This is a genomic window from Pseudomonas sp. GW821-FHT02H06, assembly GCF_059421525.1.
On the sequence record NZ_JBWKVD010000001.1, the window covers coordinates 176,647 to 190,137 of the forward strand.

The following is a 13,491-nucleotide window of genomic DNA, read 5'->3' on the forward strand; positions in this document are numbered from 1 at the left end:
CAGCAAAATCAAAGGCTTGCGTATGTCACTGGTATCACTGGGGAATACGGGCAAAACCCGCCGAGAAAGGAGGCGCGCGGTGAGCACCGCGCGCCGGTACGCATCCTGATTCGCGGGAATCAGAGATCCGGGTCGTCCAGACCGCCGTAGATGTCCGAATCCTTGTACAGGTCATGAACATGGCGCACCAGGACCATGATCACCGCCGCCACCGGCAGGGCCAGCAGGATGCCGGTGAAGCCGAACAGCTCGCCGCCCGCCAGGATCGCGAAGATCACCGCAACCGGGTGCAGACCGATGCGGTCACCCACCAGCAACGGGGTCAGCACCATGCCTTCCAGTGCCTGACCGACCATGAACACCGCGACGATGCCCAGCATCGGATACATGTCGCCGCCGAACTGGAAGAAACCCGCCAGAATCGCCGAGCCGATGCCGATCACGAAACCCATGTACGGCACGATGGCGGCCAGGCCGGCAATGACACCGATCAACAGCCCCAGCTCCAGCCCGACCAGCATCAGGCCGGCGGCGTAAATCACGCCCAGCGCGACCATCACCAGCAACTGGCCGCGAATGAACGCACCCAATACCTCATGGCACTCGTCCGCCAGCGCGACGATCTTCTTCTCGCGGTGACGGGGCAGCAGGCTGCGCACCTTCGCCATCATCACGTCCCAGTCACGCAACAGATAGAAGCAGACCACCGGGATCAGCACCAGGTTGGTCAGCCAGCCGATCAGCGCCAGGGTCGAGGTCGTGGCCTGGGACAAGACGATGCCGACGATGTCGCCGGTCTGGCCCATGTGCTCCGAGATCGCCGCCTTGACCTTGTCGAACTTCCAGAAGCCGTCTGCCAGCCCCAACTTGGCCTGCGCCCACGGCATGGCGGTGTGTTGCAGCCAGTCGAGGATTTGCGGTGCCAGTTCGTACAGGCGGTAAAGCTGCTTGGCCAGCATTGGCACCAGCACCAGCAGCAGGCCCATGAAAATCAGGGTGAACAACAGGAACACGGTCACCACACTCATGGTGCGGGACAGCTTCAGTTTTTCCAGCCGGTCTGCCAGCGGATCGCCCATGTACGCCAGCAGCAGCGCCACGAGGAACGGCGTCAGAATCGAGTGCAGCAGCCAGACGAACAAACAGACCAGGACAACCCCGCCCAGCCAGAACCAACGACGCGTATCAGTCATTACTGCCTCTTTCCCCAGGATGATGTGCTTCGAGCAACGTCGTTATGAACCTGTTCACCAACGGAAGTGCAATGCGCTGTCCGAAACAGCAGGCGGCTGCGGTGCTACCGGCGTGCCGTCCGCAGCAACGGGCGCGGCGTTGACCGGCGCGCTGGCGATTTCACCGGCCGGCACTTCCTGCAGTTTCGCCAGCGCCAGTTGGGAACGCAATTGATCGGGGCTGCCGCTGACGTCGAACGCGATGCGATCACCGTCGGCTGATTTCAGGCGGCCGCCGAACGGTTCGAGCAGGCGCAACAGCTGCGCGTAACGCTCAAGATTCATGCCCTGCACATCCAGCACCATGCCCGTCGAGGCACCCGGCTTGACCACGAAGCGCGGCGCCAGACGCTGGCTTACTGCCAACAGTACCGCGTCCGCCAGTTCCGCCGAGCTCGCGCCGCTGGCACTGCCCTGCTCCATCTTGTCCCCCAGCCACAGGTGCCATTTGCCCTGCCACTGGCCGCCGTTTTCCTGCGCGTGAACCGCCAGAATCGCGTCCGAACCGTAACGCTCGGAAGCCTCCTTGAGCGGGCCGACGTTGTTGCCGTCGAGGGTCTTGGCGTTGCCGATGCCCTGCTCGCCAAGGTCTGCCAGCGGCAGACGTAACGGCAGACCGCGATGCTGAGCGGCGCGGCGAAGAGGCTCGGCAGAGGCTTGGCCGTCGCCGACCAGGTTGGCGCCGTCAGTGGCGTCGTTCAGCCACCAGGCCATGATCACCGGACGGTTGGTGCCCCACAACGACAGCCCCGCCTGACGCATCACGCGTTCGGTGCTCGCCGGGTCGAAATCAACCTGCAGGGTTTCGGGCGGGCCGGCGTCGTAGCCGTACTGGCTGATGATTTGCTGAGGGTCCTTGCGCACCTCGGCGAGGCCGCCGTTCTGCACGGCCTTTGGGTCGCCGGTCAGGCGGATGACCAGGGTTTCCAGCGCGGCCTGGGTGGCGCGGGTTTTCTCGTCCGGGGTCTGGCCGCTGACGGGCTCGCGCACCTGATAGAGATTGTTCACCGTCTCGGCGAACGCCGGCAGACTCATCAATGAGAGGCAACCCACGAACAGGCAGTTTTTTAGGCGCATGAAGGAAGGTGGACGCATGAAGGATTCCCGCTGGGTAAAAAGGCAACGCTATAAATAGCTGCATGAACACGAGTGACCCGACTCTGACCGCAGACGCGCCCGAATCGCTCACTCAGGCGCCAACGTTACACCGGATCCCGCCAGCGACGAACGGGTGCGGCGGGATAAACCGGGTTATTTTTTCTTCACGACAGTCCTGCCCGTCGGCCCAAGGATGGCCGCTTGCGCCCAACCCTGATAAAATCGCGCGCCTTCGCAGACCGGCGATGACAAGGCCCCGCGTCGTTGCCACTCGGTCGTTACCCCGAATCCCCCCCTAAAGGCCTGGATCATGAGCAAGCAACCCTCCCTGAGCTACAAAGACGCCGGTGTTGACATCGACGCCGGTGAAGCGCTGGTCGAACGCATCAAGAGCGTCGCCAAGCGCACCAAGCGCCCGGAAGTGATGGGCGGCCTCGGGGGCTTCGGCGCTCTGTGCGAAATCCCGGCCGGCTACAAGCAGCCTGTTCTGGTGAGCGGCACCGACGGTGTCGGCACCAAGCTGCGCCTGGCACTGAACCTGAACAAACACGACACCATCGGCATCGACCTGGTCGCCATGTGCGTCAACGATCTGGTGGTCTGCGGCGCTGAGCCGCTGTTCTTCCTCGACTACTACGCCACCGGCAAACTGAACGTCGACACCGCGGCTCAAGTGGTGACTGGCATCGGCGCGGGCTGCGAGCTGGCGGGCTGCTCCCTTGTCGGCGGCGAAACCGCTGAAATGCCCGGCATGTACGAAGGCGAAGACTACGACCTGGCCGGCTTCTGCGTCGGCGTCGTGGAGAAAGCCGATATCATCGACGGCTCCAAGGTTGCCGCCGGTGACGCGCTGATCGCCCTGCCGTCTTCCGGTCCGCACTCCAATGGCTACTCGCTGATCCGCAAGATCATCGAAGTGGCAGGTGCCGATATCGAAAACATCCAGCTCGACGGCAAGCCGCTGACCGAACTGCTGATGGCGCCGACCCGCATTTACGTCAAGCAACTGCTCAAGCTGATCAAAGACACCGGCGCGGTAAAAGCCATGGCCCACATCACCGGCGGCGGCCTGCTGGACAACATTCCGCGCGTGCTGCCCGAAGGCGCACAGGCCATCGTCGACGTGGCGAGCTGGACCCGTCCGGCAGTCTTCGACTGGCTGCAGGAAAAAGGCAACGTGGATGAGCACGAGATGCACCGCGTGCTGAACTGCGGCGTCGGCATGGTCATCTGCGTCGCCCAGGAACACGTTGAAGTCTCGCTGAACGCCCTGCGTGAAGCCGGCGAGCAGCCTTGGGTGATCGGCCAGATCGGCACGGCTGCCGAAGGCGCTGCGCAAGTCGAGCTGAAGAACGTCAAGGCTCATTAATGCCTGACATGCCCCAACCCTGTGACGTGGTGGTGCTGCTGTCCGGCACTGGCGGTAACCTGCAGGCGATGATTGACAGCTTTCAGGACAGCGCGAGCCCTGCCCGCATCCGCGCGGTGATCTCCAACCGCGCCGATGCGTTTGGGCTCGAGCGGGCCGCCCGCGCAGGGATCGACACCCTGGTGCTCGATCACACCGGCTACGAAGGTCGCGAGGCCTTCGATGGGGCGCTGATCGAGGCCATTGATTCGTTTCAGCCGTCGCTGGTGGTGCTCGCCGGCTTCATGCGCATTCTCACGCCCGGGTTCGTCCGCCACTATCACGGGCGCCTGCTGAACATCCACCCGTCCCTGCTTCCGCTGTATAAAGGCCTGCACACCCATCAACGGGTGCTCGACGCCGGCGATGCCGAGCATGGCTGCAGCGTGCACTTTGTCACGGAGGAACTCGATGGGGGGCCTCTGGTCGTACAGGCAGTTGTTTCTGTAGAGTTGCACGACACGCCCGCCACGCTGGCACAGAGGGTTCACGCCCAGGAACACCTGATTTATCCCCTGGCCATTCGCTGGTTCGCCGAAGGACGTTTGACCCTCAACGAACATGGCGCCTCACTGGACGGCCAGCCCTTAGGGCCCAGCGGCCACTTGATCCGACCTTAGGAGATATTATGCGTCGCGCTTTGCTCTTCGCTTTCGCCCTTTTCGCACTTCCCGCAGTCAACGCGGCAGACCTTCAACCTTTCTCCGCCAGCTATACCGCTGACTGGAAACAGCTGCCCATGAGCGGTGGCAGCGCCAGCCGCAGCCTCGAGAAGAACGCCAACGGCACCTGGACCCTGAGTTTCAAGGCGTCGATGATGATCGCCAGCCTGACCGAAGTCAGCACCCTCAAGGTCGACAAGGATCAACTGCTGCCACAGACCTACCACTTCGAACGTGGCGGCCTCGGCAAGAGCAAGACGGTGGATCTGGTATTCGACTGGCCCACCAAATTCATCACCGGCTCGGACCGTGGCAACGCGGTGAAAATCCCGCTGAATGCCGGCATCCTCGACAAGTCCACCTATCAGCTCGCGCTGCAGCATGACGTGGCGGCGGGCAAAAAGAGCATGTCGTATCAGGTCGTCGACGGTGACGAAATCGACACCTATGACTTCCGCGTGCTGGGCACTGAAAAGGTCGACACCAAAGTCGGCTCGGTTGACGCCATCAAGGTCGAGCGCGTTCGTGATCCAACGCAGAACAAGCGCATCACCGTGATGTGGTTCGCCAAGGACTACGACTACCTGCTGGTTCGCCTGCAACAGGTCGAAACCGACGGCAAGGAATACAACATCATGCTGCAGGACGGCACGGTGAACGGTAAGTCGGTCAAAGGCAGCTGATGCACGCCTGACATCGAGCGTCATACGAAAAACCCCGCCTTCATGGCGGGTTTTTTTTTGGCGTCGGAAGGTGAGTCAGGCCTACATGAAAGATTCTTCATGGCCTTCAACCGGGTGTGACAAAACGCCACACACCCTTCGAATACAAGCATTTAGCGCACTGTTACGAATTCGGTAAATAACTGTTGCCAGATGTGCACATTTACTTAGCCGGCTATCAAAAACTATAAAGAAGGCCTGCGACGTCCTGCCGCAGATATCCAAGAGTCAGGAGTTTGCACTATGACCGTAACTGTTACTGAACGCGACGACGCCCATATCTCCCACGAGACCATCGCCGATGGCATCCAGATCTGGGATGTACGCCAACAAGACCAGCTGGTAGGGATGTTTCATCACGAATCGGACGCACAGCGTTACGCAGCAGAGCTTGCCGAGCAAGAAGCCAAGCTACAGGCCAGTCACTCGTAATTTCGGAATCGCAGCAAAACAAAACCCGCCTGTTGGCGGGTTTTGTTGTTTTAGCGGAGTGCGCGACAGACGCTTACCACATCAGATCATCCGGGATCTTGTACGCGGCGTACGGATCGTCGCCCTCCGGCTCCTCGGTCGGGGCGCTGAGCATGACGATACGACGCGGGTCGCGCTCCTGCACCTTGAGGGCGGCTTCGCGGGGTATCACCTCGTAGGTGCCTCCGTGGTGCACGATGGCCAGCGCGCCGCTGCTCAGCTTGCTGCGCATCAGGGCGTTGACCGACAGGCGCTTGACCTTCTTGTCGTCGACGAAGTTGTAGTAATCCTCGGTAGTCAGCTTCGGCAGGCGCGTGGCTTCGATCAACTGCTTGACCTGGGCGGCACGGGCTTTCTGCTCGATCTTTTCCTGCTGCTGACGATTCAACTCCTGGTCGCGTTTGGCTTTCTCGGCCATCGCTTCCTGGGCCGCGCGCTGGCTGGTGTCGTCCGCCACTGCTTGGCCCTTGTGCACCAGACGCTGTTCCTTCTGCTTGCTCTTGCTGGCCTGCTTCGCCTGTTTTTCATTGACCAGGCCGGCTTTCAGCAACTGGTCACGAAGGGAAATACCCGCCATCTGTCTTCTCTCTCTAAATAGTCAACTCAACCGCAGTTGGGCGTGATCTTTTCCTGGCGCTTGGCTTCGCCCCAGAGCGCATCCATCTCTTCGAGGCTGCAATCTTCGATGGGGCGCCGGGTGTCGCGCAAGGCCTGTTCGATAAATCTAAAGCGCCGCTCGAATTTGGCGTTGGCGGCGCGCAGGGCATTTTCCGGATCGACCTTGAGGTGCCGGGCCAGATTGACGGCGGCAAACAGCAGATCGCCGACTTCTTCGGTGATGGCCGCGCTGTCGTTGTCGGCCATGGCTTCGAGGACCTCGTCGAGTTCCTCGCGCACGTTATCGACCACCGGCAATGCGTCCGGCCAATCGAACCCGACCTGGGCGGCGCGCTTCTGCAACTTCGCTGCCCGCGACAATGCCGGGAGTACACCCGGCACGTCGTCGAGCAGGGAAAGCTGCTCCGGGGCACTGGCCTTTTCGGCACGCTCCTCGGCCTTGATCTGTTCCCAGCGATGCTTGACCTGCTCTTCGCTGAGGCGCGGGGTTTCCAGCGGCGCGTACAGATCGCCGGTCGGGAACACGTGGGGATGCCGGCGAATCAGTTTACGGGTGATGCCGTCGACCACGCCGTCGAACTCGAAGCGCCCTTCTTCCCGCGCCAGCTGGCAGTAATAGACCACTTGAAACAGCAGATCGCCGAGCTCACCGCGCAGGTCATCGAAGTCGCCACGCTCGATGGCGTCGGCCACTTCGTAGGCTTCTTCAAGGGTGTGCGGCACGATGCTCGCGTAATTCTGCTTCACGTCCCACGGGCAACCGAATTGCGGATCGCGCAAGCGGGCCATGAGCGTGAGCAGGTCTTGGAGGCTATACATGGGGGTCTCTCTTAGTTCGCAGCGGTAAGCGACAAGCCACAAGCTTCAAGTTATCCGCGTACGGCTTGAAGCTGATCGTTCCCACGCTCTGCGTGGGAATGCCCGCCTGGACGCTCTGCGTCCCACGAGTGACGCGGAGCGTCACGGACTGCGTTCCCACGCAGAGCGTGGGAACGATCAACCGCCGTAAAATCACGGCGTTCTATTACGCCGCGTTTCGATGATGTTCGGCAGTTGCGAGATGCGTCCCAGCAGTCGGCCCAGCGCGTCCAGGCCCGGGATCTCGATGGTCAGCGACATCAGCGCGGTGTTGTCTTCCTTGTTCGAGCGGGTGTTGACCGCCAGCACGTTGATGCGCTCGTTGAGCAGGATCTGCGAGACGTCGCGCAGCAGGCCCGACCGGTCGTAGGCGCGGATGATGATGTCCACCGGGTAGGTGAGCACCGGCACTGGGCCCCAGCTGACCTGGATGATCCGCTCGGGTTCGCGCCCGCCCAGTTGCAGCACCGAGGCGCAGTCCTGACGGTGAATGCTCACGCCGCGGCCCTGGGTGATGTAACCGACGATCGCATCGCCCGGCAGCGGCTGGCAGCAGCCGGCCATCTGCGTCATCAGGTTGCCGACGCCCTGTATCTGAATATCCCCGCGCTTGCCCGGCTTGTAACCCGTGGCCTTGCGCGGAATCAGCTCCAGTTGCTCGTTGCCGCGTTCAGGCTCGACCAGTTGCTGGGCCAGATTGACCAACTGCGCAATGCGCAGGTCGCCAGCACCGAGGGCCGCGAACATGTCTTCGGCCATCTTCATGTTGGCCTTCTCGGCCAGCTTGTCGAAGTCCACCTGAGGCAGTGCCAGACGCGCCAGTTCACGCTCCAGCAATACCTTGCCGGCGGCGACGTTCTGGTCGCGCGCCTGCAGCTTGAACCAGTGCACGATCTTCGCCCGCGCCCGGGACGTGGTGATGTAACCCAGGTTCGAGTTCAGCCAGTCGCGGCTCGGCGTACCGTGCTTGCTGGTGATGATCTCCACCTGCTCGCCGGTCTGCAGGCTGTAGTTGAGCGGGACGATGCGGCCGTTGATCTTGGCGCCACGGCAGTTGTGGCCGATCTCGGTGTGCACGCGATAGGCGAAGTCCAGCGGCGTCGCGCCCTTGGGCAGGTCGATGGCGTGGCCGTCCGGGGTGAACACGTAGACGCGGTCGGGCTCGATGTCGACGCGCAGCTGTTCGGCCAGCCCGCCGATGTCGCCCAGCTCTTCATGCCACTCGAGCACCTGACGCAGCCAGGAGATTTTCTCTTCGTAGTGATTGGAGCCGGACTTGACGTCGGTGCCCTTGTACTTCCAGTGCGCGCAGACGCCCAGTTCGGCCTCTTCGTGCATGGCGTGGGTGCGGATCTGCACTTCCAGCACCTTGCCTTCCGGGCCGATCACCGCCGTGTGCAGCGAGCGATAGCCGTTTTCCTTGGGGTTGGCGATGTAGTCGTCGAATTCCTTGGGAATGTGCCGCCACAGGGTGTGGACGATGCCGAGGGCGGTGTAGCAATCACGCATCTCCGGCACCAGCACGCGAACGGCGCGAACGTCGTAGATCTGGCTGAATTCCAGGCCTTTGCGCTGCATTTTTCGCCAGATCGAGTAGATGTGCTTGGCCCGGCCACTGATGTCGGCCTTGACGCCGGTGGCCAGCAATTCGTTCGACAGCTGCGACATCACGTCAGTGATGAAGCGCTCGCGATCGAGCCGACGCTCGTGCAGCAGCTTGGCGATCTGCTTGTACTGCTCGGGCTCCAGGTAGCGGAAGGACAGGTCCTCCAGCTCCCACTTGATATGACCGATGCCCAGGCGGTGGGCCAGCGGCGCGTAGATGTCGAAGACTTCCCGGGCCACGCGATTGCGCTTTTCATCGTCGGTGTTCTTCACCGCGCGGATGGCGCAGGTGCGTTCAGCCAGCTTGATCAGCGCGACGCGCACGTCATCGACCATGGCCACCAGCATCTTGCGCAGGTTTTCGACCTGGGCCTGAGTGCCGAGCACCAGGGACTGGCGCGGGCTGAGACTGGCGCTGATCGCCGCCATGCGCAGCACGCCGTCGATGAGCTTGGCGACGGTGGGGCCGAAGCGCTGGTTGACGTCGGGCAGCGAGATTTTGCCTTCGCGCACGCCGCGATAAATCACGGCGGCGACGAGTGAATCCTGATCGAGCTTGAGGTCCGCCAGGATTTCAGCGATTTCCAGGCCCGTCTGAAAACTCGACGTGCCCTCCGCCCAGAGGTTCTTGGCGGCGTTGTCCTGTTGCTCGGCGTGCCGGGCAAATTCACAGGCCTCTTTGAGGGCCTGTCGGTCCACCGCGAGGTCGACGCTGACCACGTGATCCAGCCACGCGTCGAGGTTGATACTGCCGTCTGTGTTGATCGGCTGGTGGGGTCTCACCTGTACCATGTTGCTTACCTTCCCTACGGCGCGATGAAATGCGCCTTCAGTCGCCGGCCTTCTTGAGCGCGTGCGCCTTGCGGGCCATGCAAGGTCGCGTACGCGCGGGCCAGTCGGATTAAACGAGACTCCGTGTAAGGCATCGGCGTTTCCTGAGCCGCCGCCTCACTTGCTCGCTTCAAATAACGCCATCGCCTCGACATGCGCTGTCTGCGGGAACATATCGAGGATTCCGGCACGTTTTAAACGGTAGCCCTGCTTGATCAATTCAACGGTGTCGCGGGCCAGCGTAGCCGGGTTGCACGACACATAAAGGACGCGCCGAGCGCCCAGTGACTTGAGCTTGCCCACTGCTTCGAACGCACCGTCACGCGGCGGATCGAGCAGCACTGCGGCGAAACCTTCCGCCACCCAGGCCGCCTTGTCCAGTGGCTGCGACAGATCGGCCTGATAAAACTTCACGTTGTTCAAACCGTTGCTGGCGGCATTGGCCGTCGCCCGCTGAACCATGGCGTCGACGCCCTCCACGGCCACCACGTCGCGCGTCATTTGCGCCAGCGGTAGAGCGAAGTTACCAAGCCCGCAGAACAAGTCCAGCACTCGTTCGTCCTTGCCGGGCGCGAGCCAGTCCAGGGCCTGTTCGATCATCGCGGTATTGACCTGAGCGTTGACCTGCACGAAGTCGCCGGGGCGATAGGCCAGGGACAGATTCCACGGTTCCAGGCGGTAGCCCAGTTGCGCCGAAGGGTCGACCGGTTGTGGCTCGCCTTCGCCGTGCAACCACAGCTGCGCGTCATGGGTTTCGCAAAATGCTTTGAGAATGGCCAGATCGCTTTCAGGCAACGGCGCGGTGTGGCGCAGCAGCACGGCGTTGGCCGACCCGCTGAACAGCTCGACATGCCCCAGCGCTTGAGGTTTGCTCAGGCTGCGAAGCATGGGCGCCAGCGACGTCATGATCGGTTGCAAGGCCTGTACCAGCACCGGGCATTGTTCGATGGCGATGATGTCCTGACTCGCCGCGGCGCGGAATCCGACGTCCAGGCGTTTGGCGCGGACGTCCCAGCGCACGGCGACGCGGGCGCGACGACGGTAGGCATATTCCTCGCCGGTCAGCGGCGCGGCCCATTGCTCCGGCTCGACCCCGGCGATGCGGCTCAATTGCTCGGCGAGCATGCTCTGTTTCAGGGCGAGCTGTTCGGCGTGGGGCATGTGCTGGGTGCTGCAACCACCGCAACGGCCGAAATGCGGGCACGCTGCGGGGCGCCGTATCGGGCTGGCCTGGAACACCCGCTCAGTGCGGGCTTCGACGACTTTGCCGTGGGCATTAAGCACGCGGGCCTCGACCTCTTCGCCGGCCAGACTGCCCATGACAAACCAGGTGCGACCTTCGACGAAACCGATGCCGCGACCGTCGTTGGCCAGGCGCTCGATGTTCAGGCGTTGTTTTTTACCGGTAGGAACCTGCGTGGTCCGGGTGCCGCCGCTGGGCTGGAAACGCAGGCCTGCATCACGCTTGGCCATCAGTTGGGCGCATCGTAGACGCCGGTCGACAGGTAACGGTCGCCGCGGTCACAAATAATCGCGACCATCACCGCGTTCTCGACTTCCTGGGAGAGACGTAGCATGCCGGCCACGGAACCGCCCGACGACACGCCACAGAAAATACCTTCTTCCCGCGCCAGACGACGCATGACGTTCTCGGCTTCGGCCTGGCCCATATCCATGATCCGGTCGACACGGTCGGCCTGATAAATGCTCGGCAGGTATTCGGTTGGCCAGCGGCGAATGCCCGGAATCGACGCGCCGTCCATAGGCTGGAGGCCGACGATCTGGATGTTCGGGTTCTGTTCCTTGAGGAAACGCGAGGTGCCCATGATGGTGCCGGTGGTGCCCATGGAGCTGACGAAATGGGTGACGGTGCCGCCGGTCTGCTGCCAGATTTCCGGGCCGGTGCCGACGTAATGCGCCTGCGGGTTGTCGCCATTGGCGAACTGGTCGAGTACCTTGCCGCGACCTTCCGCCTGCATGCGCTCGGCCAGATCACGGGCGCCTTCCATGCCCTCTTCCTTGCTGACCAGAATCAGTTCGGCGCCATAGGCAGTCATGGCAGCCTTGCGCTCGGCGCTGGAGTTGTCGGGCATGATCAGAATCATGCGATAGCCCTTGATCGCCGCGGCCATGGCCAGGGCGATGCCGGTGTTGCCGGAGGTGGCTTCGATCAGGGTATCGCCGGGGTGGATCTGCCCGCGCAATTCGGCACGGGTAATCATCGACAGCGCCGGGCGGTCCTTCACGGAACCGGCCGGGTTATTGCCTTCGAGCTTGAGCAGCAACGTGTTGCTGGTGTTCCCGGCCATGCGTTGCAGACGCACCAGCGGGGTGTTGCCGACGCAATCGGCGATGGTTGGATACTGCAGGGTCATGGCGTTTTCGCGATCCAGACGTGCGGGGGTCGCCTATCATACCGGCAATCGTTGCCAGCCCATATCACGCAAAGTGAGGGGGTTATCGCTGAATGGAATAAGGCAGAGGATTTCTGCACAGGCGAACCGGAGATATCCGGGATAACACGCCATCGCCCTGCCGCTGCAAAACCTGTGGGACTGCGTTATTCGCCCGATACAGCGGCGCCTGGACCTCGAGGCGCTTCCTAAAAAGGTCGCGTCCCTCGGGCCGGCAAACGCATGATCATCCTCAAGCCCTGCCCCGTGTTTTCGGCCCACAAATCCCCGCCCTGCAGGCGCAGCGAATTGCGCGCGATGCTCAGCCCCAGCCCGAACCCACCGTCACCTGGGCGAGCGCCGTCCAGGCGGATGAACGGCGCGAAGATCCGCTCGAGATCGCCCTCGTCGATCCCTCCGCCCTGATCTTCCAGCCACAACAGCCAGTCATCCCCTTCGCGGCGACCGTCGAGGCGCACGATGCCCTCGGGCGGAGAATGGCGGATGGCGTTGCGCAGAATGTTTTCCAGCGCCTGGGCCAGGGTGTTGAGATGTCCACTGACCCAGCACTCGCTGTCCAGATCGCAGCGCAACTGACGGGACGGCCAGCAGGTTTCGAAACAGGCGTCGTCCACCAGCATCTCCCACAGCGCCACGACCTGAATGTCTTCGCCGGGAAGTTTTTCGCGCTCGGTGTCGAGCCAGGCCAGTTGTAGGGTGTCGTCGACCAGGCGGCGCATGCCGTCCACTTCCCGGCTAAGGCGCTCGCGCAATTCGGGCAAGGTTTGCTCGCTGTCGCAGGCCACGCGCAGGCGACTGAGGGGCGTGCGCAGTTCGTGGGAGAGGTCACGCAACAACTGCTGTTGAACCTGCACCGTCGAGTGCAGGCGCGCGGCCATGTGATCAAAGGCGCGGTTCAGCTCGCCCAGCTCGTCGCGTCGCTCGGTCATTTGCGGCGACAGTCGGCTCGACAATCGGTCGGCGCGCCACGCGTTGGCCTGTTCGCGCAGTTGGTTCAGCGGACGAATCAGCAGGCGATACAGCCCAACGCACAGCAGCAAGGTAAACAGCGCGGGAATCAGCACATTGGTCAGGATTTGCCCGACCCACGCGTAACGGCCCGGTTTGAAGCGCTCGGGCAGTTCGATCACCAGACTGCCCGCGTCCGGGTTGCCGGGAAACGCGATCTTCAGCCAGGGCACGGTCTTCTGCCGCGTGCTCATCGGCCAGTCGATGCCGCGCATGAACGTCAGCCGTTGCGACTGATCGCGGGTCAGCGGCGTGCTGCCAAGAGACTGCAAGTCGCCGCCGATGACCCCGACCCAGCCGGTTTCCTGCAGACGGACCTGTTTCAGCCATTCGTCGATGCCGGGCTGACCGCCGCTGTTCCACGCCCTTTCGGCCTGCGCCGCATAGTCGTTCAGTACCTGATGGGCTTCGGCATTCAGATAGGCGTTGCGGGTCTCGATGTATCGGCCCCAATACCAGCTGAGCCAGATCATCAGCAGGCAGAAGCCGACCAGCAGAACCGCGAGTTTCCAGAACAGCGAATGCCGGCCAGGCATCCGTTTGCGCGGCTCAACCATTCGACAC

At 62.6% G+C, this 13,491-nt stretch carries 12 protein-coding genes; 4 read left to right on the forward strand and 8 right to left on the reverse strand.

Going from position 1 to position 13,491, the window contains the following annotated elements:
- Positions 1–119: 119 nt before the first annotated feature.
- Both AC07VF_RS00865 and AC07VF_RS00870 read right to left on the reverse strand, forming a co-directional pair.
- Complete coding sequence (locus AC07VF_RS00865) at positions 120–1,193, reverse strand: AI-2E family transporter (protein WP_192172858.1); 1,074 nt, start codon at positions 1,191–1,193, stop codon at positions 120–122.
- 54 nt (positions 1,194–1,247) lie between these two features.
- Positions 1,248–2,309 carry a DUF2066 domain-containing protein gene (locus tag AC07VF_RS00870; protein WP_192172953.1) on the reverse strand — a complete coding sequence of 354 codons (1,062 nt, stop codon included), beginning with the start codon at positions 2,307–2,309 and terminating at the stop codon, positions 1,248–1,250.
- 331 nt (positions 2,310–2,640) lie between these two features.
- Here AC07VF_RS00870 and purM point away from each other — a divergent pair, with 331 nt between their 5' ends.
- From purM to AC07VF_RS00890, 4 genes are all read left to right on the forward strand, one after another.
- Positions 2,641–3,699, forward strand: a complete 1,059-nt coding sequence (gene purM, locus AC07VF_RS00875) for a phosphoribosylformylglycinamidine cyclo-ligase (protein ID WP_192172859.1) — start codon at positions 2,641–2,643, stop codon at positions 3,697–3,699.
- An 8-nt stretch (positions 3,700–3,707) separates the two neighbouring features.
- Positions 3,708–4,358: a phosphoribosylglycinamide formyltransferase gene (gene purN, locus AC07VF_RS00880; RefSeq protein WP_192172954.1), complete on the forward strand. Its 651-nt coding sequence runs from the start codon at positions 3,708–3,710 to the stop codon at positions 4,356–4,358.
- Positions 4,359–4,366: 8 nt separating this feature from the next.
- Positions 4,367–5,083: a DUF3108 domain-containing protein gene (locus AC07VF_RS00885; protein ID WP_192172860.1), complete on the forward strand. Its 717-nt coding sequence runs from the start codon at positions 4,367–4,369 to the stop codon at positions 5,081–5,083.
- Positions 5,084–5,365: 282 nt separating this feature from the next.
- The gene (locus AC07VF_RS00890) at positions 5,366–5,554 is read left to right on the forward strand and encodes a hypothetical protein (protein WP_122535701.1); all 189 of its coding nucleotides are present in this window, start codon (positions 5,366–5,368) and stop codon (positions 5,552–5,554) included.
- A 73-nt stretch (positions 5,555–5,627) separates the two neighbouring features.
- Here AC07VF_RS00890 and AC07VF_RS00895 read toward each other — a convergent pair whose 3' ends face one another.
- From AC07VF_RS00895 to AC07VF_RS00920, 6 genes are all read right to left on the reverse strand, one after another.
- Positions 5,628–6,170 carry a DUF2058 domain-containing protein gene (locus AC07VF_RS00895; protein WP_074890960.1) on the reverse strand — a complete coding sequence of 181 codons (543 nt, stop codon included), beginning with the start codon at positions 6,168–6,170 and terminating at the stop codon, positions 5,628–5,630.
- 26 nt (positions 6,171–6,196) lie between these two features.
- Positions 6,197–7,030 (reverse strand): nucleoside triphosphate pyrophosphohydrolase, encoded by an 834-nt coding sequence (gene mazG / locus AC07VF_RS00900; RefSeq protein WP_192172861.1) that lies wholly within the window; start codon positions 7,028–7,030, stop codon positions 6,197–6,199.
- Between the two features lie 192 nt (positions 7,031–7,222).
- Complete coding sequence (gene relA / locus AC07VF_RS00905; protein WP_192172862.1) at positions 7,223–9,466, reverse strand: GTP diphosphokinase; 2,244 nt, start codon at positions 9,464–9,466, stop codon at positions 7,223–7,225.
- 156 nt (positions 9,467–9,622) lie between these two features.
- Complete coding sequence (gene rlmD, locus AC07VF_RS00910; RefSeq protein ID WP_495008837.1) at positions 9,623–10,978, reverse strand: 23S rRNA (uracil(1939)-C(5))-methyltransferase RlmD; 1,356 nt, start codon at positions 10,976–10,978, stop codon at positions 9,623–9,625.
- Positions 10,978–11,880 (reverse strand): cysteine synthase CysM, encoded by a 903-nt coding sequence (gene cysM / locus AC07VF_RS00915; protein ID WP_495008836.1) that lies wholly within the window; start codon positions 11,878–11,880, stop codon positions 10,978–10,980. Before cysM ends, rlmD begins: the two co-directional genes overlap by 1 nt.
- A gap of 227 nt (positions 11,881–12,107) precedes the next feature.
- Complete coding sequence (locus AC07VF_RS00920; RefSeq protein WP_495008835.1) at positions 12,108–13,484, reverse strand: sensor histidine kinase; 1,377 nt, start codon at positions 13,482–13,484, stop codon at positions 12,108–12,110.
- Between the last annotated feature and the right edge of the window lie 7 nt (positions 13,485–13,491).

Bases quoted from the DNA above. Each gene is read 5' to 3' on its own strand.
- AC07VF_RS00865 (WP_192172858.1), bottom strand. From the start codon at position 1,193: ATGACTGATACGCGTCGTTGGTTCTGGCTGGGCGGGGTTGTCCTGGTC.
- AC07VF_RS00870 (WP_192172953.1), bottom strand. From the start codon at position 2,309: ATGCGCCTAAAAAACTGCCTGTTCGTGGGTTGCCTCTCATTGATGAGT.
- purM (WP_192172859.1), top strand. From the start codon at position 2,641: ATGAGCAAGCAACCCTCCCTGAGCTACAAAGACGCCGGTGTTGACATC.
- purN (WP_192172954.1), top strand. From the start codon at position 3,708: ATGCCCCAACCCTGTGACGTGGTGGTGCTGCTGTCCGGCACTGGCGGT.
- AC07VF_RS00885 (WP_192172860.1), top strand. From the start codon at position 4,367: ATGCGTCGCGCTTTGCTCTTCGCTTTCGCCCTTTTCGCACTTCCCGCA.
- AC07VF_RS00890 (WP_122535701.1), top strand. From the start codon at position 5,366: ATGACCGTAACTGTTACTGAACGCGACGACGCCCATATCTCCCACGAG.
- AC07VF_RS00895 (WP_074890960.1), bottom strand. From the start codon at position 6,170: ATGGCGGGTATTTCCCTTCGTGACCAGTTGCTGAAAGCCGGCCTGGTC.
- mazG (WP_192172861.1), bottom strand. From the start codon at position 7,030: ATGTATAGCCTCCAAGACCTGCTCACGCTCATGGCCCGCTTGCGCGAT.
- relA (WP_192172862.1), bottom strand. From the start codon at position 9,466: ATGGTACAGGTGAGACCCCACCAGCCGATCAACACAGACGGCAGTATC.
- rlmD (WP_495008837.1), bottom strand. From the start codon at position 10,978: ATGGCCAAGCGTGATGCAGGCCTGCGTTTCCAGCCCAGCGGCGGCACC.
- cysM (WP_495008836.1), bottom strand. From the start codon at position 11,880: ATGACCCTGCAGTATCCAACCATCGCCGATTGCGTCGGCAACACCCCG.
- AC07VF_RS00920 (WP_495008835.1), bottom strand. From the start codon at position 13,484: ATGGTTGAGCCGCGCAAACGGATGCCTGGCCGGCATTCGCTGTTCTGG.